This is a genomic window from Pantoea sp. AS142, assembly GCF_037152305.1.
Taxonomy (GTDB): Bacteria; Pseudomonadota; Gammaproteobacteria; order Enterobacterales; family Enterobacteriaceae; genus Pantoea.
The window spans coordinates 268,904-290,036 of the sequence record NZ_JBBCMO010000003.1 but is presented as its reverse complement, the minus strand read 5'-3'; the positions used below and the strand labels follow the sequence as shown (position 1 = coordinate 290,036).

The following is a 21,133-nucleotide window of genomic DNA, read 5'->3' as shown; positions in this document are numbered from 1 at the left end:
CTGATTTCTGTTCTGGAGATGCCGGATATGCCACAACGTATTGCCGTAATCGGTGCAGGCGTGCTGGGTTTAGCCGTCGCACAGTCATTGTCACGTCGGGGCGCACAGGTCACCGTTTTCGACAAAAACTATCCTGGCAGCGGTACCAGCCAGATCAGCTATGCCTGGGTCAACGCCAATGGCAAAGAACCTGCCCGTTATCATGAACTCAATGCCCATGCGATAGACGAGCATAAGCGCTGGCAGGCTAGCCATCCGGCATCACCTCAGTGGTTGCTGGAAACCGGCACGCTGGAGTGGGCGACCGACAAGTCAACCCTGCACCAGATTGAGCAGCGTGCGGCAAAACTCGCCGCGCTTCACTATCCGTTCAACATATGTGACCGCGCCGAATTGCTCAGCACACTGCCTGAAATAAGGCTTGATCCGCGCGTTCAGCAGGCGTGGTTTTTTCCCTCGGAATGCCTGCTTTATCCGAGCCTGTTTATCGCTTCTCTTCTGGCTGATCTGCGCGCCAGTGGTGGCCAGCTGGTCTGCAACAATGAGGTGACTACGCTGACTGAATCGGATCGGGATGTGCATCTGACACTTGCCAGCGGTGCTGAATGGCGCGGGGATCAGCTGATACTGGCGACGGGTCGCTGGGCAACTGAGCTGCTTAGCCATTGCGGACTTGAATTGGCGATGACAGATGCGAACCGCGCCGATCCTGTTGCCTGCAGTTTTCTGGCGCAGACGCAACCTCTGCCTATCCAGCTCAACTGCAATCTTATTACCCCGGAACTGAATGTGCGGCCGGATGGCGCAGGCCGACTGATGCTACAGGCGCTGGATCTTGACCAGCATGCCGATCCGGCACGCCCGGTCTCGCCTGATGGGCTGATTGGCAAAGAGATGCTGCGACGATTGCACAGGCTATTTAATAACGCGGAAGGGGCGAGGATTGAGTGTATTGCCACAGGACAGCGGTCGCGGCCGTCAGATGGATTGCCAGCACTGGGATATATCAGTGAGTCAGCACGCATCTATCTCATGGTCAGTCATAGCGGCATGACCCTCGCCCCATTGCTGGGCAGGCTGGTCGCTGAGGAGATGCTGAGCGGCACAGGCTCACCAATGCTAAGTGCGTTTGCACCGCATCGGTTGCTGAGTCCGCTCAATGCGGTAGCTAAAACAGCGCCCGCTTATCTTCCGGCAGCGCAGTAACGATTAGCGACGATTCTTCCACACGGTCTGCACGTTACAGAATTCGTGAACACCAAAGTGTGACAGCTCACGCCCGTAGCCGCTTTTCTTGACGCCACCAATGGTGACGCGGGGATCTGACGCGCCGTTGCCATTGATAAATACGGCACCGACTTCCAGTTGCAGTGCCAGACGATCGGCAATCTCTTCGTTGTTGCTCCAGACAGTGGCGCTGAGGCCAAATTCGCTGTCGTTGGCGATCGCCAGTGCATGTTGTGGATCCCGCGCCACGGCAATGGCGGCGACCGGGCCGAACAGCTCCTGTCTGAATGCAGTCATATCGCTGGTAACATCAGCGAGAATAGTCGGTGCGTAGTAGTTACCCTGCCCTGCCACTTTCTCGCCGCCCAATACCAGACGCGCACCTTCACCTAACGTTGCCTGTACCTGTCCATCCAGTTCGTCACGCAGATCGGCGCGTGCCATTGGGCCGAGGAAGGTGTTTTCGTCCAGCGGATCGCCCATCGTGAGTGCCTGAACCGCTGCCGTGAAGCGCTTTTCAAACTCTTCCGCAATCGGCGCTTCTACAATAAAGCGTTTAGCAGCCATGCAAACCTGCCCGGTATTCTGAAAACGTCCGATTACTGCGGATTTGACCGCTTCATCCAGGTTGGCATCCGCCAGCACGATAAAGGGATCGGAACCACCCAGCTCAAGCACGGTTTTCTTGAGTGCGGCACCCGCCTGCGCGGCGATTGCAGCACCAGCCCGCACACTGCCGGTTACTGCTACTGCAGCAATCCGGTCATCTTTGATTGCCACGGAGACACCCTCGTTGTCGACGTTGATCAGGTTAAAGCCTCCTGCCGGCAGGTCAGTTGCCCTGAACAGCTCAGCCATCAGTGTGGCGCTTCCCATGACATTAGGCGCGTGTTTCAGCAGATAGGTGTTGCCAGCCAGTATCATGCTGACCGCGCCTCGCAAAACCTGCCACAGGGGGAAATTCCATGGCATCACAGCCAGTATCACCCCGATGGGACGGAATCGCTGCCACGCGTCGGCAATCTGAGTCGGCTGATCGGCCAGCATGGCAGGGCCATATTCTGCATACCAGTCGCATAAGTTAGCGCATTTCAGAACTTCAGCACGGGCCTGTGCAATAGGTTTACCCATCTCCAGCGTGATCATGCGGGAGAGATCCGGTTCACGCAGACGGATCTGCTCGCCGAGCTGACGCAATACGCGCACCCGGTCTGTGATGTTGCTGTGTTGCCATGTTGCAAAAGCAGATGCGCTTGCTGCCAGTGTTTGCTCCAGCTCGACGCTGTTTAGCAGAGGATAGCGTGCCAGAATTTCACCTGTTGCGGGGTTACGTGATAGGGCATGTTCAGTCATGGTGTCGTTTTCCTCATTCTGTGAGTGATACAGAAACGATACGCGCCATAATTGGTGATGAAAAATGAATAATAGTGATGAAGTTGTTTACTAGTTGAGAATACATGCTGTGCAGAGTTCCATGAAAGAGCTGATTGCTACCGTTCTGATGCTGCTACGTCGCGGACTTCTTGACAATGGTCAGTTCAGGGTACAGGGAGGTGAGTGCCCTGGGAATAAACGATTGAGGCTGTTGCCCGTTGCAGCCTTTACTGACGCTTTTAGCATAGCCGGGTTCAGGCTCCCTCTCGTACACTGAGCGCAACATCAACAATCATTTGAACGAACAAATGAACGAATGAACGGGTTAAGTATGTTGTTGAGGTTGGTCTCAGTTTAGATTTATTTGGCTGGCTCACGGGCAATCAGAAATAACTGAGCCAGCTGCGGTGTTTCGGATAATCGAGTCCTTTCGACATTGCCCATATCCTTTTTGATGTAACGCATTATCGGCGTAGGGGCATTCACTCCATGGTCAGTACAGATTCCAAAGATTTTCAAAAAACCTGATAAATATTATTTAAAGGCATACCGTACGCCTATCATGCCTTGTGTATCGCTATACCCTTTTCCGCCTATGATTTGCGCGACATTTGTCCAGAGAGACATCTTATCACTGACACGAGCCTCAACTCCTGCTTTAAGTTCACCCGCATTGCGCGTACCCTTTTGTGTATCAACGTCACCGTTCAGAGCAGTACTATACTGGTGAGTATTATAAATCCAGTTTGCCTCAACAAATGGCTCAAATTCGCGGGAATTTGTTCTGTCTAAAGCACTTTTTCCATTGATGTATGCTCTCATACCTAATCGCAGCTGGACATTATCCTCACCGTTTGCGGTGACGCGTGTACCGTTAGTTTCGGTATGATCGTTTGCCCGTACGCCGCTCCAGATTATCTGGGTATGAGGTTGCAACCAGACCGTATTTTGCATGCCTGTGCGGGTCGTCCATTTTCCAACCTGCAGGTTATAACCAGATTCAGCAGATCCAATGAATCCACGGCTGTTATAAGTCTCGGGAGCAAGGTCGTCTCCCTTCACTTCATTGTTAAACCAGGCATACTGAAGCCAGGTGTCAGCATAAAGCCCGGATTTTGCTTCCGCATCCTGGTACCAGGTGGCATACAATCCCGTACTGTATCCATTAACAGAACCTTTAGAGCGATATCCTGTCAGGCTGTTTTGCGTATGACTGCTCTGACTGGCATAACCTCCCATCGCACCCACCTCAAAACTGCCTTTGTCACTAACCGTGTTTTTCCATAATGTGCTTCCTAACTGAACCACATAGCGGTTGGCGGCAGTTTTATTCTGGCTGTCCGACATTCTGACCTTGTCACGTCCACCTTCCTGGCGTAACCACAATCCTCCGGAATTTTCTGCATAAGCTTTTTCACCCTCACGGTCATGTAAACTAATCAGAAACAGGGTGTTTGCGGCCTGAAGATTAGCAGCATAAGTGGCAGCTTCAGGACGGACCGCCTGAGCGCCAGGGGTAGGATTCGGATTCGGATTCGGAGTAGGAGCTACATAGTAAGATGTAAGGTACCAGCCATCGGCACCTTTCACTAGAGAGTAATCATAAGAACCCGCGACTATTCGGTTTCCCTGGGTGAAAGAACCGGAGGAAATCCCCTCTACTTTGACAAGCTCAATTCCCTCAAGTGTCTGGGCACCAGAACCGTTTTCGTTTGCAACATAAAGGGTACTGCTTCCACTTGTATTACCTGTAATCACGAGTCTATCAGATAATGAATTGTCACTTCCCAGCACGCTTCCAACGGAAACCGAACTGCCGTCCTGTCCATCATAATTTCCATTGATGGTCAAAGTATTCCCGGCGCTTGAGGGTGTGGGATTGAGGATGAATGCGCCGGCGTTTACAACGCTGCCGTTTATGGTTGCTGAGACGCTATTGTCATCGCTCAGGCTCAGGGTTCCTGAGTTAGTCAGGTTACCATTCAGGATGCTGTTATTATTAAGAATAATGGTTCCGCTATTATTGATAGCATCTGACTGCGAGGACGATGCGGTCCACTGCACGCCATCAGAAAGTTCAAGACGGCTGCCCTGTGCAATAGAGATCGTTCCTGTCGTCGCATCGTTACCTGATGAGGCAATATAGTCTGCCGCATTTTCAGCGGTACCTACATGAATAACCGACAGGTCGCTACCCGTGATATTTCCGGCAATGGAGGCTTCATAACCTTCAAGTGTCAGCGATGTATCCAGCAATTGTATGCCACCTTCAACCGTCCCCGAATTGTATATACCGCCACTGACAATTCCGGCATTCAGAATATCACCTTTAACGGTTCCCGTATTTATTAACCTGTCCGCGACTGAACCTGTATTAGCGATACCGCCCTGAACTGTACCGGTATTAATTAAACTGCCACTAATATTGCCATCATTTCTGAAATTACCTGAAGCCCGGCCAACGTTTACCTCAGTGGCGTCAACAGTAATGGTACCCGCGTTAATCATATCCCCCGAGATTAATGCGCCTGAGTCATTGACCATTTCACCTGTAAGTGTGCCCCCGGTGGCGTTTTCCATGCTGCCGTTAACCGTACCCTTGTTGGACATACTGCCGCCATCCTGTCTGTCGCTTACCGGATCGCCATCAACAATTCCTGCATTAATCATATTGCCCGTTACGAACCTGTTATTGTTCATTGCCCCATTTACAGTACCGAGGTTGGTCATGTCTTTACCAATAGTTCCATCATTGTACATTCCGGATACGGTGGAAGAAGATAAGACGCCAATTGTCCCGGCATTCACCATTGATCCCACAACCGAACCACGGTTGACCATGTCCCCCGCAAGGTTGCCGTCAGAAAGGATACGACCAAAGTTAGCCATATCTCCCTCGACAGCACCCGCAGAATCATTGAGCAGACTACCATTAATTGTCCCTGTAGCAGTGTTGACGATGTTTCCCTCAACGACCCCGGCGTTATTCAGGGTGCCCCTCTGATTACTGTCAATTCCTGGGTCGCTGCTGATAGTCCCCTCGTTAACCAGATTGCCGCTGATACTCCCGGCGTTCAGAATCACCCCCCTGGCGGTGCCAGCATTTATCAGACTGCCACCGACAGTTCCAATATTTTCCACTTTTGAAAAAGCCCCGTCATTACCGAAATTACCATAATTAATAAATGAACCAGAAATAGTGCCAGTGTTAAGTGCCTCACCAAGAACAGTACCGCTATTAACCAAATCGCCGGAGACAGTACTACCTATAACATTAAATAAACCGTTTACGGTGCCCGAAGATGAATTGATCAGACTTCCAGAAATGATGCCCGAAGAGCCGGTAACGCCCTGGCCGTTCCCTAACTGTAAAATAGCGCCATTATTAATTACATTACCCGATACAGACCCTTGATTAATAAGAGTATCATGTCCAGTCGTAAATTCAGATGAAGCAATTAAATTTCCGTTAATAGGAAGGGTATTTATATAAGTAATATAATCAAGCGTCGCTGAAGGTGTGTAGATAACATCTGCAGCATTTGCACTGAAATTAATTAGCAGGCAAATCGGTATTGATGCTGTAAGTAATGATCGTTGTGACATCAGATTCTCCAGGCATTGTTTGAAAGAAATACGATAGTTAACAGATCAATTACTACTAGTCTGTCGGTAAAACCATGTGTAAATCTTAATGCGCCCGCCAAAAAAACCATGAAAATCATACAATTAGATAATTAGATAATTAGATAATTAATTTATGCTTCATTGATTTTTGGTACTGATGTTATAACAACATTGACTACTTTTAATTACAAATTATAGGCAAATGGATCAACATTTGTTGTCTTTTGAGGAAAAAATTAAAGGGCGGGACAGCCTGCCGACCGCAAATTGAAAAAGCCGCCACCCGCCAAAACTGGGGTACCGTTCTGCTCTTTGTTAAAGCTGATAATTTTTCACAACGCGAATGGGACGGGATGAAGCTGATGAAGCCCGTGGATGCGCCGCCTGCAACGGTCGCAAGTGCCATACTCGAGCATAGTGGCAATATGGGGGCACACAGCCGTCCACAGCAGACAGAGAATTGATCCGATCCATGCTGTAAGGCATTACCCTACGCTACACCCACAACCCCTGCTGGTCTTTCATTCTGGATGCGTGTGACCAGCGTGATATAGAAAACGAAGCCGTCCCCAAAGTGGCCACTTTCGGCCCCCGTACCAGTGATATGAAGGAATATGCGTCCGTGTCCACTGTAAGTTTTGGCAGTGGTATTGCGCTTCTATGCATCCCAGCTGCATATCACCACATACGCTCCGGGGCGCGAGCTTATATTTAAGGTCAGAGGAAAATGCCAGAATGTCTACCTGTCCAGAAATACATCGCATGGCAAAAACCGTGAGATATCCGGGTCGTTATGTGAAGAAGACACTGATAACCTGTTCCCGGCTTGTGCACTACGCTGGGTGAAAGAGTTATCACGACCATAATACTGAAAAGCAGGACATTGAGGCGCTGACGTAGCGTGAGATAGTGAGCTGCCTGAAAATGTGTAATTCAGAGTGGCACTCTCAGATGGTGTTTTCTGGTTTACCGCGGGCGTGGTGTAAAGCTGTCGCCAGAGTAAGGTACGGTGGGGGCGAACAATCCAGCAGCGGTGATCAAGGAGATGCTAATCGCAGATGAGTATAGCGTTTCAGCACCGCGATCCTTTTGATTGCATCCTGTGCGGCGATTATCTGTTTTACTGTTGTGCAAAATAGCGCGGATGATTGTGAATTAGCTGAAAACCTATACACGGGATATCAGCCTGATGAAATACGTCCCGTCATGGCGCAGTGCAGATCTATCACAGGTGCGTGATGGAAAGAAGCACTCTGTTTCGTTACCCATAATTACGACAGACAAATGACGCAGACTGTTTGTGAGTTTCAGAGTAGTGAAAAATTTACATCTGCCTCAGTGCCTGAATGGTATGAATTTCATGGACGTGAACAACGATGAGTGCTGCCCCATTGTGAAGCGATTCTGCGTTCGGTCAGTAAGTCTTAAAAGGCAGTTATCCACTTATACAGCCCCCAGATCCTAAAAAGCGATCCTTAATAGATCCTAGAGAGATCCTAAGAGATCCCCGATCGCTGCAGGCCGCGCCCCACAAGGGCTGGAAGGGTGGTCGCGTTCACTATAATCAGTAAAGTGTTCACTGTAATCAGTACTTTATTCACTGTACCTGGTAGAATGTTCACTGTAAACAGTGCTAATGTTCACTGTAGTCAGAAAACGATCCTTTTCATCCACAGAATGAAGATCTTACGCCATGGCAGATAAAGACAACGAAAACAAAGCGTTATTAGAACCTTTTCTGTCAGTAACGAAAAACAGTGGTGAAGTTATTCAACTTCATCCCAACAAGAATAATACCGTTCAGCCCGTGGCGTTAATGCGTCTGGGGCTGTTCGTGCCAACGCTGAAATCGACCGCTCGCGGTAAATCCGGTGCGATGGCATCAACGGATGCCACTAAAGAGCTAAAGAACCTCACGCTGGTGAAAGCAGAAGGCTACGAAAAGATTACCATTACCGGCGCGCGGCTGGATATGGATAACGATTTCAAAACCTGGGCGGGGATTATTCAATCTTTCTCCCGCTATCCGACCAAAGGCGATACGGTCACGCTGCCGTTTATCGATTTTGTGAAGATGTGTGGCATTCCCTCTGCCAACTCTTCAGCCGCGCTGCGTAAGCGCCTGGATGCCTCTTTACGCCGCATTGCGACAAATACTCTCTCCTTTGAAGGCAACGGCAAGGCGTACCATACCCACCTTGTTCAGTCTGCTTATTACGATCGCGAAAAAGATATTGTGCGCATTCAGGCCGATCCTAAGCTGTTCGAACTCTACAATTTCGATCACAAGGTGCTGCTACAGCTCCGTGCGATATCCCGTCTTAAGCGAAAAGAGTCTGCTCAGGCGCTTTATACCTTCCTGGAGAGTCTGCCGACTAATCCAGCGCCTATTTCGCTTGCACGCCTGCGTATGCGCCTCAATCTCGGCTCTAAGACCACCACGCAAAACCATGTGGTACGCCGCGCTATGGAGCAGCTGAAAGAGATTGGCTATCTGGATTACTCAGAAGTGAAGCGTGGGCGCTCAGTCTTTTTCATTATCCACAGCCGCACGCCTAAGCTCGATGGCATCAATAATCTGGAGAGTATCGATTCTCTGGATGAGATCGAGTTTGATGATTAATAACGCGCGTTCACTGTAATCAGCATTTCAGCGTGGCAGTGTCACTTTATCCCTTGGTGGTAACATTGCTCAATCCCTTCCCCCATTCACTATAATCAGTACAGTCCGGATATTCACTGCAATCAGTAACGTTCACTGTAATCAGTATCCGGGGTACTATGCGACACCGCTACCCTGCCCCTTTATTCCTAACCTGCCTCTTCGTATGCGCCTGGAAGTAAGTGTGTGCTCACATACATTATTGTCAGCACTAACTTATTCGGTGTTTGCTGATTACAGTGAATGTACAGAGTCCGGTTAGCGATGGTGCCTTTACTGATTACAGTGAACCTTTTCACTGACTACAGTGAATGTCAGCGCTCTGTGCTGTTATTAAAGATCATTACTGGCTGTAGCACTATTCAGGAATTGATGCGGTTTACGCTTAGGGCGTGACCAGCGTGACACTGTTACTGATTACAGTGAATGTTCTCTAACAGGCAGAACCCTTACCTGTATATTACCCCTTTAGACTGCTTGCCGTGTCGACTACTGATTACAGTGAACGTTGCTACCTGAATCTTCAGATGAGAGAGGTTTGGTTTCTGTCGTGATCGAATACTGACGTCATACTGATTACAGTGAACGCCCTACTGACTACAGTGAATGTTTGCTGAAATGTGACCCAACATTCTCACCTGCTACTGATTACAGTGAACGTTAGAGCGAAGTCATTGGGTGCAGTGCTGATATTCTCGAGTTGATGCATAGCTGCCTGAGCGTTGTCATAATCAGGGGCCGCTAAAATATTCATTTTCAGTTCACGATACTAGAGGCTAAACCTTTGCCTTATAAGAACCCAGTTACTGTGCTGATTACAGTGAATGTTAGCGAGGTCATGCTAGCTTTACTGACTACAGTGAATGTTCTCCCCTGTCCGGCATCACTGATTACAGTAAACGTTAATGGGCGCTTCTCTTCGGAGCTGCTGAATAAAGCCTGTACTGAGGCGGCGGGTGTATGTTCACTCATCTGATGCCGATGCTTTAATGACCCGCTAAGGATCTCTTACCAGATCACTACTGACTAAAGTGAAGGTTTATGTCAGTAGCCCAAAACCCGCCGCCTGATGAGCAAGGTTACTGATTACAGTGAATGTTACCTCAAACTGAAACTCCTCACTGAAAAGCTACTGATTACAGTGAATGTTTGAATTATTTATCGGTAAAAATCCGCTGTAACTCATATAACAACTGATTAAATACCCATTAGTCTCAATAATGCTTACGTCCTTCCTACAAAATCACCTGATACGAATCTGACTCTACTGATTACAGTGAACGTTTGGTTTGTCAACGCTGTTCCTTGCCACCATTTCCCCCTGCTCTCAGGTTGCATCTGATTTGTCTGCTGATTTTTAGACCTGTTTACTCACTGCAGTGAATGGACTGCTGATTACAGTGAACACTGACCATATTTGACATGCAGGGTTGGTGTGGGCTGTAAGGATATGTGATGAAGCTCACCAAAAACGGTGCTATGACATAAAAACGCAGATTATGTTGAGAGGATAAATTATTGCCTCATGTGCAGGATTTCTGTATAAAGTCATAAATCCTACATGTTTGGAGCAACTATGGCTAATGATGAAAAACAGGTGATGAAGGTTGCACAGCGTTCAGAGCGCATGCTGTTAAGCCTCACCGAGCAAATCCAGGCGCAAAAGCAGGAACTGCATGAAAATACCTACTATCAGGTTTATGCCAAAGCGGCATTAGCAAAGTTGCCCAAACTGACACGCGCCAGTGTAGATTATGCAGTCAATGAGATGGAAGAGAGTGGTTATCAGTTTGATAAACGCGCGGCAGGTTCTTCTGTAAAATATGCTATGTCAATTCAGAACATTATCGATATCTATCATCATCGTGGTGTACCGAAGTATCGCGATCGCCACAGTGATGCTTACACTATTTTTGTCGGAAATCTGAAAGGCGGCGTCTCTAAAACGGTTTCTACCGTCTCGCTGGCACATGCGCTGCGTGCGCATCCTCATCTGCTCTTTGAAGATTTACGCATTCTGGTCATTGATCTCGATCCGCAGTCTTCTGCAACTATGTTTTTAAATCACGAGCGCTCGGTAGGGCTGGTGGAAGCGACAGCGGCGCAGGCGATGCTGCAGAATGTCTCTCGTGATGAGTTGGTAAACGAATTCATCGTTCCGTCGATTATTCCGGGTGTGGATGTGCTGCCTGCCTCAATCGATGACGCCTTTATCGCCTCAAGCTGGGATCAGCTTTGTGCTGAACATCTGCCACAACAGAACGTGCATGCCGTTTTGTACGACAATGTCATTGCCAAGCTGAAAAAAGATTATGACTTTATCTTTATCGACAGCGGCCCACATCTTGATGCTTTTCTGAAGAACGCGATAGCGGCATCTGATTTGCTGATGACCCCGGTACCACCGGCTCAGGTCGACTTTCATTCGACGCTGAAATACCTGACACGTCTTCCGGAATTGATTGGAATTATTGAAGACTCCGGTGCAACCTGTCGCCTGCAGGGCAACATCGGCTTTATGTCCAAGCTCTCGAACAAGGCTGACCATAAACTCTGCCACAGCCTGGCAAAAGAGATTTTTGGCGGCGATATGCTTGATGCTGCCCTTCCCCGCCTTGATGGTTTCGAACGTTGTGGTGAGTCCTTTGATACGGTTATCTCGGCCAATCCTTCGACCTACGTTGGCAGCAGCGAAGCGTTGAAAAATGCACGATCTGCCGCTGAGGACTTTGCAAAAGCCGTCTTCGACCGTATCGAATTTATTCGCCTGAACTGAGGTTTGTATGAGCGCAAAAAGAATTACGATTGGCAGAACCTTCAGCCAGACTCCACTGGAAACGGAGACGCCAGACAACCAGCATAACCAGACATTCGTTCTGGCCACGGGCAAGCGCGCCCGGTTTCGTTTTGAGCGAATTGGTGCCAGCGACGTTGAAAGCAAAACTTTTGTAACAATGGAAACCAATGGTCGCGATCAGGCAGGCCTGACGCCCGACTCGCTGCGCGACATTATTCGCACCATCAAGCTCCAGCAGTTCTTCCCAGCCATTGGTGTCATGCGTGATGACCGTATCGAGATTCTCGACGGTTCTCGTCGCCGTGCTGCCGCGCTTTATTGCAAAACGGGTCTGGACGTGCTGGTTACAGATGCCGCTATCACCGCGGATGAGGCACGCAGACTGGCACAGGATATTCAGACGGCACGGGAACATAATCTGCGTGAAGTAGGAATGCGTCTCTTAACGCTAAAGGATGGCGGGTTGTCGCAAAAAGAGATAGCTGAAAACCAGGGGTTATCACAGGCAAAAGTGACACGTGCATTGCAGGCGGCAAGTGTTCCAGCCGATCTTATCTTGCTCTTTCCTGATCACGCTGAGCTGACCTATCCCGACTATAAAGCGCTGCTGCAGGCTGCTGACAAGTTAAGTGAATCAGGGCAAAGCATTGAAACCTTAATCAACTCTATTTCAACTGAAATTGATGTAGTCTGTGCCCGCGAAGGTCTGGCCGAGGATGAGCTTAAAAATCATATCCTGCGTCTGATTCGGCAGCGCAGCCAGACCCTGATCAAAGAACCCGAGAAAGACAAAACTCAGGCAACTGCGCTCTGGTCTTTTGCTGATAAAGATCGCTTCGCCCGTAAAAAAGTGCGCGGACGGATGTTCAGCTATGAATTTAACAGGCAGTCAAAAGAGTTGCAGGAAGAGCTGGATAAAGTCATCGCTGAGACGCTGAAAAAATATCTCAATCGTTAACTCATCCAAAATCAGCCAGCGTCAAACGCTGGCTTTCATTTTACCTTTTTGGTCAACAGTCGATTACAGAGATGTGTGGCAGGCGAATTTCAGGCTGAAATCGCCAGCCATTGTAAACATGTTTTTGTGTTAACTTATTGAATTTTAATGATTTGATGAGATGGACCTGGTTCGGAATCACATGGAATCGCCATTCCGACTGACACTGACACTGCCCTTTTTACGTTGCGTTAATCATGAAGAGAGATAGCGTGTTTTTTTCACATGAAGTCAGCGTTGATTAATCTCAGTGCTGCCATGGCCCATTCAACGGATGCAATATTGCAAGTAAAGATTTTTTGATGCTGGTTCATTAGTGACCAATCCCCTTTCATTAATCCTCAGTAACCGCCATCCTGCTTAAGATATTCAATTAATCACTCTGTATAGCCTTTTACCGCGAATAACTACGCCATAAAGCTATTAAATTTAAGTGATTGTTTTTTATGTAGAAGATAAAAGAATTTCAGCCTGAAATCGCCATGCTTGCAGGTAAAAACTGCTCTTTTCTCGCTGAGTCGCGAACTGGTGACATCGTAAAATACGCGCCACCTACTGACAGCAAAGATATAAACAGAATGTGAAAAAAGATACTCAGAAAATATCCCTCACTTATCCACAGAAAAAGTGGATAACTTTTCTCTCTGGATAAAATTATTTTCTAAGTATGCGGAATACAACGCCTGACGTTGGCGGTTAATACCCCCTAAACCTGATGAACATAAAACTGTTGTCAGTGCGCAGTCACAACCACAATTTAGCTGTCAGGAATCAGATTCACTGTAGGAGGTAAAGTGAACGACCGCGTTTACTGAATGGTGAAAATCACGACAAGGTCACCGGGCAAAGGGTTATGACAGATGAAGAGCTGTTTACAGTGAATCAGGATTAATGCTGTTCATTACGTACTGAACCCGACTATCAGTATCGGTGCTAATGCGCAGAGCGTGCTGACCACTGCAATCAGTAAACAGATCATTGTAAAGGGACCGGATGCAGCGAAGAGAGAAGATTTACCACGGTTGTACAGAAGGTATAGATAAAGAATCGGGCAATGCGCGGTTTAAACAGGAATCAGGCCTTGAACCTGCGGTAATTTGCTTTATCCCTCCATTCGTTGAAATGCCATAACGGTCATGCTGTGTCGGTGATGCGCCCGCCGCCAGAAATGCATTCGGCAAAGCAATCTGTTTGAGGCGCGGTGCCACATAATTTCGCAGTAGCAGCCCCGCCATGGTTTGGCCTAATCTGCCTGTTATCAATCGATTTCAGCGGTGATAACCAGCAGGTTAAAATGTTGCGCTTCCCCTGCCTCAAGCATTTACTTAAATCGTCCGGCAGCCCGACTCTATCTGAGCACTTCTCTGCAACAGGGAGTCGTGCATGCCTAAAGAAAACAGAATTTGTGGGCTAACCCTCTGCAGCAATCTAATCAATCATGACGAATGCAGTCAGATTTTTTTTGCGGAAGTGATCTCATCTCGGACTCCGTGCTCAGGTGTGGTCAGGACCGTGTCCTATCCGTTAGCTTCGACCTGAATAAAGTGGGTTTTCTCCTTGCATCCCAGAAACGCCACTCCTTAGCCCATGTGGTACCGCAAATGATGAGGCGCAACTGGGGAGCGCGGCAGTTGCGTACCACCCAGCGGGACAGCAGCAATAAAATACATTTCAAAAGCCGGTGCACTGATTGCGGTGGTGATGGCATCAGTAAGCCACGGAGAGAAAAAACCGGCCAGAGGGGTAATACAGTTCACAGCGGCGATGCCGCCTAAGAGATTGGTGAGCAACATCCAGAAAATCGATGAGGCAGATAGAATGCCCGCAGCGGCACATTACAGAGGGAGTGCGGTGATATGCAGAAGCTATGGCTCAGCAGCGTGTCCAGCGTTAGTCAGGGGTGTCAGATCAGCATCGGAACAATCATATGCCAGCGGCGTACGAAGCCCCGGATCAGAATCAGGTTACCAGGCACTAAAAAAAGCAATAGCCGATGAAAAAGAGCACTGTATCCAGTCCCTATACGGTTCCGTTGAGTAACCACTCATTCATCTTCTTTAATTTACTGAAAACGACATTGACGTGTTCCAGATAGAGGCAGAGATAGCAGAGCATCAGGCGGCAGCCAATGTCGCGATAGGTGATATCGCGAGCAGCATTAGCTGCGCGCATAGTAAGTGTGGTCATGGTGTTCACACCCGACGTCAGACCGTCAGAAGGGCGGTCAGAGAAGGGCACGGTTTAATGGATCCGCATGCCCGTTTCAATTCAGCGTGATACCGATGAGATAACCAGAGAAATTACCGGTGGGAAATCGTGCGGCGTTGAGAATGTCGCTGGCGATACCCAATCGGCCGAGCAGAATACTGTCGAGGATGCGTGGCAGTGTTTATCTTGTAATAAACCACCGGTTAACTCCGTCTGAATCATGCCGGGTGTCAGGGCACTGATGCGTATCTGGTCGGCGCCAAACTCGCGCACCCACGCTTTAGTCCGGCCCTTTACGCCCGCTTTGGCTGCACTATGGTGCGTGCCGCTGACAATCCCGCCGCTGCGCTGTGCTGATACTGAGAAAAGGCAGATAATGCTGCCGCAGGGTTGGGATCCCCACCTGAGACATCAGCAGGGGGCCGCGCGGACTAAGATCGAGAATACTGTGGTAATCCCCGCTCCCAATTTGCAGTGTTTTAACCGGCTGTGAAATAACCATCTTATTGACCAGTACATCACTATGGCCGTGGTGCTCAACTACCGGGTCGATGGCTCGACGAAAGAAGAGGCGATTGGTCATATCGGTGGCCAGCCGAGGATGTCTGTCTCTCCGTGAGAGTGCGATGGCTTGGGCGGCCTACAGAACTAAATTGAGTACCACCGTGCCCACCATGCTGAGCAACTCAGGCGGCTTTAGCCCAACCAGAGCCGCACTGAGAAGCGTCAACTGTAATCATCGTAACTTTTTTTTCAAGTGGCATTGTCCACTTCAGAAGACTCATTATAAAGGGTTCCGTATCGCTACCGGCAGGGGCGCGATCAGAATTGATATGGCTGAGGATTTTCTGCGCAGCGGGAAACTGGTCAGAGTTTTGCCAGGACAGGCGAGTCTGCCCGTCAGGCCTCACCATCGGATCTGGCCGTGCGGCTTTGCACCGTTTCATCGGGTCGTGCATTATCCTGACCGGAGTCAGGTCGAACTTAGCGTGTTAATTTGCTGTCAGAACAACTTTCTCAACATTACTATTACGTTGGTTAATTTCTTCAGTTGATCATCCCCATCCTAAAAATCGCATTGCTAAATGCTAACTTAAAAATACCGTCTACACTTCTTTACACTATCGGAAATTTTTTTCCATTTCTATTCCGTATGAAATTTAATCAAACGGATGTTTAACTTGTTAATGGCAGGGATATTATGAGTATGAATACACCAGAATCTGGTGATGCGGGCGATCACGCGCCTGCCGATACGGTACGCCAGCGTATTTTTTTGGTCGTGCTGGTTGCCACAATGGGCGCGCTGGCTTTTGGTTATGACACCGGGATTATCTCGGGTGCGCTACCTTATATGAGCTCACCGCCCGATCAGGGTGGCCTCGGCCTGAACTCATTCACCGAAGGGCTGGTGGCCTCTTCGCTGGTGTTCGGTGCCGCCGTCGGTTCTTTCCTGAGTGGTTTTTTCTCCGACCGTTTTGGGCGTCGTATTACATTACGCAGCCTGGCGGTCATTTTTGTGCTGGGTTCACTGGGTACTGCTCTGGCACCCTCCGTCAACGTCATGGTGGCAATGCGTTTCCTGCTGGGGATTGCTGTCGGTGGCGGCTCTTCTACCGTGCCGGTGTTTATCGCCGAAATTGCCGGACCGCGCCTGCGTGCGCCACTGGTTAGCCGCAATGAGCTGATGATCGTCACCGGGCAGCTCATTGCTTATGTTGCCAGTACGCTGCTGAGCTACCTGCTGCATGATGAACACCTTTGGCGCTATATGCTGGCAATTGCAATGGTGCCCGGTTTTCTGCTTTTTGTTGGCACTTTCTTCGTTCCCGCATCGCCTCATTGGCTGGTAGCGGAAGGGCGCCTGAAAGAGGCTAAAAAAATCCTGAAGTATCTGCGTGAAACACCGCGTGAGGTGCGTCATGAGATGGCGCAGATGAAGAAGCAGGCAAGGGCGGCTGAACGCGGGCCGGATGCGAAAACCTTGATCCGCGAGAAGTGGGTCATCCGACTGATGATCATCGGTGTCGGACTAGGCTTTGTTGCACAGTTCACCGGCGTCAACGGCTTTATGTATTATACGCCGATTATCCTGAAGTCGACTGGCCTGGGTACCAGTGCCTCCATTGCCGCTACTATCGGTAACGGCGTAGTTTCTGTTCTGGCGACCTGTGTCGGCATCTGGGCAATCAGCCGCTTCCCGCGCCGCACCATGCTGATTACCGGCTTATGTCTGGTGGTCACTGCTCAGATCATGCTGGGCAGCGTAATGACCTTTATGAGTTCCAGTCTGATGCAAAGCTATCTTGCCCTGGCCTGTATTCTGCTGTTCCTGTTCTGCATGCAGATGTGCATCTCACCGGTCTACTGGCTGATGATGTCGGAGCTGTTCCCGATGCAGCTGCGTGGCGTATTAACCGGTGGCGCTGTCTCATTACAGTGGATTTTTAACGCTATAGTGGCGTTTGGCTTCCCACCGATTATGGAATATGCCGGCAGCACAACCTTCTTCATCTTTGCCGCAATTAACGTCGGTTCGCTGGTCTTCGTGATGGCGATGGTCCCGGAGACGCGGGGAAAAAGCCTGGAGGAGATTGAGTCACACATGAAAGAGAAGTTTGGTGAAAAGCCGCAAGAGGCTGAAGCCTGATAAGCCTCCCACCGGATTCAGCCCAGCGGCTGAATCCGGTTTCACCTTCTTACCTGCTCACCGCTGCATCGCATTCATTTCACGATCTCATTCATTTTTCTGTCAGCAAAAGCAGACAACATTCACTGTAATCAGCATGATTCTTCTGATGGGTTATCATGCAAGGCTGGCGATTTCAGTCTGAAATCGCCGAAGCCCGACTAAAAGATCTGCTCGTATTCTTTTACTATCCGCAGGTTAAGCGAATCCTGTCCGCTGGCAAAGACTGCAACAGGCTCTGCGCTATACGCATTTTTCATCTGCTGCGTACGTTGATCAGGGTACACCATGAAAATTTTAACTAATGATAGTGAGTGCTGTACTGCTGACCACTGGACCGCTGCATACCGAACACGCCCCATCTCCACCTGCTGGCATGGATTCACTGTCGATGTTGTGCAGACCTGGAACGCACCTCAGCACGCCGATCTCTACCTGCCATTGATCAGCTGGCATGCCCGCGTTATAAACGACAAAGAAAAAAACGATTTATGTGATGGTATTTGAAGATTCATACAACGAATGGCCGCCGGTTATAGGTTATGGCTGGGAGAAGGGCGCGTATCCCGGTTCGAATCAGGACTTTCGCTTTGGGGCTGGATTAATGGTGGGTATCATGCTCACGAAGATTTTGGTAACGCTTTTCCGCTGCCCGTCATTCTGCTGCGTTTCTCTGCCGGATATAAGGCGCTGGATGTGCAGAATAACAATTTTCCGGGCACTTACAAGAATGGCGACGTTTTACTCGCGTGGTTTCGTTATGGATTTTAATTTTTAGGAAAGGATTGATGACCCGGAAATGGAAACCCTTTACAGGCAGGATTTGGCGCTTAGCGGTGGCGGCCGGACTGCTGATACTCTTGCTGCTGATTATCCGAATCTATGAAGCGGAGCGTGGGCCAGAGTTACATCGCTGGCACACCTGGATTCCGCATGAACTGACAGTGGAACAACTCGATAAAGCGACGTACGCCGATTACGTCAATACAGAAAATCATTTGTTCGATGAGATGAAGCATGAGGTTAGTGACAAACTAGATGCGGACGAGAAAACGCCACTCAACCGATACTATTCTGGCAGCATGATCTACCCGGGTCATTTCGCACCGGACTGGAACCGTTCCTATATTCTGCGTCCGACGGGCACGCCGCGCGGCGCGGTAGTGCTGTTACATGGATTGACCGACAGTCCTTATAGTCTGCGTCATGTGGCAGAAGCCTACCGTCAGCAGGGGTATGTGGCAGTGGCGATCAGATTACCGGGTCACGGCACGGTGCCGGCGGGTCTGACGGATGTAGACTGGCCAGACTGGATGGCTGCCACACGCCTGGCCGTGCGGGAAGCGACTCGACTGGCGGGCACGCAGACGCCGCTGCATTTGGTGGGTTTCTCCAACGGTGGTGCGCTGGCGGTAAAATATGCGCTCGACAGCCTGGGCGATCACACGCTGCGCCATCCGCAGCAACTAATACTGTTATCGCCGATGATAGGTGTAACCCGTTTTGCCCGGTTCGCAGGTATTGCCGGACTGCCTTCTGTATTCCCGGCCTTTGCGAAAACGGCCTGGCTGAATATCGTGCCGGAGTTTAATCCGTTTAAATATAACTCTTTTCCGGTACACGCCGCCCGACAAACTTTTTTGCTGACGCAGGCGCTGCAGAAAGAGATCCTGCATTACGCGCGTAATCAGCAGTTGCTCGGTTTCCCGCCCGTGCTGACTTTTCAGTCGGTAATGGATTCCACCGTCAGTACGCCTTCAGTAATCCGTTCGCTTTATAACTCCCTGCCGGAAAATGGCAGCGAACTGGTGCTGTTTGATATCAATCAGGCAGTCAGCGTGAGTCCGTTATTTCGCCACTCTTCATACACGGCGGTTAATCAGCTATTGCCTGCTACCCGTCGCCATTATGCTTCCACGGTTATTACTAATGCTTCCGCCACGTCGCTCGAAATGGTGACAAAAAGCGTGCCTGCCGGTGACAATCAGGAACGGATTAAGCCACTGGCAATGAACTATCCTGCGGGACTCTACTCCCTGTCGCACGTCGCGATTCCGTTCCCGGCTGAGGATAGTTTATATGGCAGTGCGCCCGCGCAGAAAAATGAGTTTGGTATCAGCTTTGGCACACTGTCGTTGCGTGGGGAGAGTGCGGTGCTGATTGTTGGGCTGGACTCGATTATGCGCGCCACCTCTAACCCGTTTTACCCCTATATGATTAACCGAATCGATCATCACATCAGCTGCAGTGACAAACCGCAACTCGCAGCCTGCCTCAGCCATTTCTGAAGAGATCATCAGGCCCGTACGGTGCGGGCCTGATGTTAGAGCGCATTCAGCTTTTCCATCACCTCATCCGACAGTGACAGGTTGCCGCTGGCGAGATTCTCCTGCAGGTGCTCCTGTGATGAGGTACCCGGGATCAGCAGAACAGTGGGTGAGCGCCGCAGCAGCCACGCGAGCGCGACCTGCATCGGCGTGGCATTCAGGGATGCAGCTGCTTCATTAAGCTGTTCCGATTGTCATGGAGAGAAGCCGCCCAGCGGGAAAAACGGCACGTATGCAATACCCTGCTGTGCAAGTGGATCCACCAGCACATCATCCTGTCTATGCGCCAGGTTATACATATTTTGCACGCAGACAATCGGCGTCATCGCCTGCGCTTCTGCAATCTGCGTGGCAGTGACGTTACTCAGGCCTATATGGCGAATCAGCCCGCGCGCCTGTAATGCCAGCAGCGCTTCCAGCTGTGGCGTCAAAGAGCCTTCTTTGGGTCTGGCCGGATGTAACATACTGCGCAGGTTCGCCACCTCAATCACGTCCAGCTTCAGGTTGCGCAGGTTATCTTCCACAGCTTGCGTCAGCGCCTGCGGCTCCATCGCTGCCAGCCAGCCAGCCGCCTCTCGCGTCGCGGCGGGTTCCCACTTTGGTGACGATGGGGAGATTCTGCGGATAAGGGAAAAGCGCCTTTTTTAATTAGCTGGTTGGTTTCGTGCGGGCCGTAAACGTCGCTGGTGTCGATATGATTGACGCCAGCCTCAATGGCGATCGAATAGGATGCTGCTGTCCGCGCTGGTGCCGGAATTCCTGCGGCGTTATCGCGATATCCGGCAGGAAATTGTTGCGGAGAATCGCGTTCAAAATGCTTTTGTGGCAGGTGTGACGCCGGGATACGCCAGGGTGAGCGGCTGGAGCCGGATAGGGTGGCGTGGCCGATTGGCCCCCGACAGTAGCGGTTCGCGCTGGCTGTCTCTTCAGCTTGTCTTGCTGAATATGGCCACCCGGGTCATCCACGCGATTTAATCCAGTATCACTGTCTGTGTGGACGTTATGCCAGTGGTCTCATGGCTGACATGAACGTCAGGCGTGAGGGTGAAGCCATCAGCATTGAAACCAGCGGACTGCTGGTGGTCACAGTCGGCGGCGCAATGGAGCTGGCGGTAGAGCCGGCCATCATCGGAAGTGGTGTGATCTCTCTGTTTGATGCGTGGCTCAGGCCAGCCCTCGATAGCAGCAGGCCAGAACCGCGACTGCAACCCGGTGGGTGACTTTT

14 protein-coding genes and 2 pseudogenes are annotated in these 21,133 nt (G+C 50.0%); 9 read left to right on the top strand and 7 right to left on the bottom strand.

The window, feature by feature from the left end:
* Positions 1–27 precede the first annotated feature (27 nt).
* Positions 28–1,206 (top strand): NAD(P)/FAD-dependent oxidoreductase, encoded by a 1,179-nt coding sequence (locus WFO64_RS09310; RefSeq protein WP_337010984.1) that lies wholly within the window; start codon positions 28–30, stop codon positions 1,204–1,206.
* Between the two features lie 3 nt (positions 1,207–1,209).
* On the opposite strand, the gene WFO64_RS09305 is transcribed toward WFO64_RS09310, so the two are convergent.
* On the bottom strand, positions 1,210–2,580 hold the full coding sequence (locus WFO64_RS09305; protein WP_337010982.1) for an aldehyde dehydrogenase family protein: 1,371 nt from the start codon (positions 2,578–2,580) through the stop codon (positions 1,210–1,212).
* A 555-nt stretch (positions 2,581–3,135) separates the two neighbouring features.
* Positions 3,136–6,207, bottom strand: coding sequence for an autotransporter outer membrane beta-barrel domain-containing protein (locus tag WFO64_RS09300; RefSeq protein WP_337010980.1), 3,072 nt, complete (start codon positions 6,205–6,207; stop codon positions 3,136–3,138).
* 1,714 nt (positions 6,208–7,921) lie between these two features.
* On the opposite strand from WFO64_RS09300, the gene WFO64_RS09295 reads away from it, so the two are divergent.
* From WFO64_RS09295 to WFO64_RS09285, 3 genes are all read left to right on the top strand, one after another.
* The gene (locus tag WFO64_RS09295; RefSeq protein WP_337010978.1) at positions 7,922–8,851 is read left to right on the top strand and encodes a RepB family plasmid replication initiator protein; all 930 of its coding nucleotides are present in this window, start codon (positions 7,922–7,924) and stop codon (positions 8,849–8,851) included.
* Positions 8,852–10,466: 1,615 nt separating this feature from the next.
* Positions 10,467–11,666 carry an AAA family ATPase gene (locus WFO64_RS09290; protein WP_337010976.1) on the top strand — a complete coding sequence of 400 codons (1,200 nt, stop codon included), beginning with the start codon at positions 10,467–10,469 and terminating at the stop codon, positions 11,664–11,666.
* A 7-nt stretch (positions 11,667–11,673) separates the two neighbouring features.
* Entirely contained in the window at positions 11,674–12,645 is a 972-nt protein-coding gene (locus tag WFO64_RS09285) for a ParB family protein (protein ID WP_337010974.1), read from the top strand.
* Between the two features lie 1,619 nt (positions 12,646–14,264).
* Here WFO64_RS09285 and WFO64_RS09280 read toward each other — a convergent pair.
* From WFO64_RS09280 to WFO64_RS09265, 4 genes are all read right to left on the bottom strand, one after another.
* A complete protein-coding gene (locus WFO64_RS09280) occupies positions 14,265–14,477 on the bottom strand; it encodes a hypothetical protein (protein WP_337010971.1) in 213 nt (70 codons plus the stop codon).
* A gap of 226 nt (positions 14,478–14,703) precedes the next feature.
* Positions 14,704–14,871 carry a hypothetical protein gene (locus tag WFO64_RS09275; RefSeq protein ID WP_337010969.1) on the bottom strand — a complete coding sequence of 56 codons (168 nt, stop codon included), beginning with the start codon at positions 14,869–14,871 and terminating at the stop codon, positions 14,704–14,706.
* Between the two features lie 81 nt (positions 14,872–14,952).
* Positions 14,953–15,228, bottom strand: a complete 276-nt coding sequence (locus WFO64_RS09270; RefSeq protein ID WP_337011052.1) for an SDR family NAD(P)-dependent oxidoreductase — start codon at positions 15,226–15,228, stop codon at positions 14,953–14,955.
* The gene (locus WFO64_RS09265; protein WP_337010967.1) at positions 15,206–15,475 is read right to left on the bottom strand and encodes a hypothetical protein; all 270 of its coding nucleotides are present in this window, start codon (positions 15,473–15,475) and stop codon (positions 15,206–15,208) included. The genes WFO64_RS09270 and WFO64_RS09265 overlap by 23 nt, the downstream gene beginning before the upstream one ends.
* A 618-nt stretch (positions 15,476–16,093) precedes the next feature.
* On the opposite strand from WFO64_RS09265, the gene WFO64_RS09260 reads away from it, so the two are divergent.
* The 3 genes and pseudogenes from WFO64_RS09260 (at position 16,094) to WFO64_RS09250 (ending at position 19,869) form a co-directional block, all read left to right on the top strand.
* On the top strand, positions 16,094–17,542 hold the full coding sequence (locus WFO64_RS09260; protein WP_337010965.1) for a sugar porter family MFS transporter: 1,449 nt from the start codon (positions 16,094–16,096) through the stop codon (positions 17,540–17,542).
* A gap of 535 nt (positions 17,543–18,077) precedes the next feature.
* A pseudogene (locus tag WFO64_RS22555) lies at positions 18,078–18,352 on the top strand (hypothetical protein).
* Between the two features lie 17 nt (positions 18,353–18,369).
* Positions 18,370–19,869, top strand: coding sequence for an alpha/beta hydrolase (locus tag WFO64_RS09250; RefSeq protein WP_337010963.1), 1,500 nt, complete (start codon positions 18,370–18,372; stop codon positions 19,867–19,869).
* A 35-nt stretch (positions 19,870–19,904) separates the two neighbouring features.
* On the opposite strand, the pseudogene WFO64_RS09245 reads toward WFO64_RS09250, so the two are convergent.
* Positions 19,905–20,665, bottom strand: a pseudogene (locus WFO64_RS09245) (oxidoreductase).
* Between WFO64_RS09245 and WFO64_RS09240 the strand changes: the two are divergent.
* A complete protein-coding gene (locus tag WFO64_RS09240) occupies positions 20,638–20,883 on the top strand; it encodes a hypothetical protein (RefSeq protein ID WP_337010961.1) in 246 nt (81 codons plus the stop codon). The pseudogene WFO64_RS09245 and the gene WFO64_RS09240 overlap by 28 nt on opposite strands.
* A 41-nt stretch (positions 20,884–20,924) precedes the next feature.
* On the top strand, positions 20,925–21,128 hold the full coding sequence (locus tag WFO64_RS09235) for a hypothetical protein (RefSeq protein ID WP_337010959.1): 204 nt from the start codon (positions 20,925–20,927) through the stop codon (positions 21,126–21,128).
* Positions 21,129–21,133 lie beyond the last annotated feature (5 nt).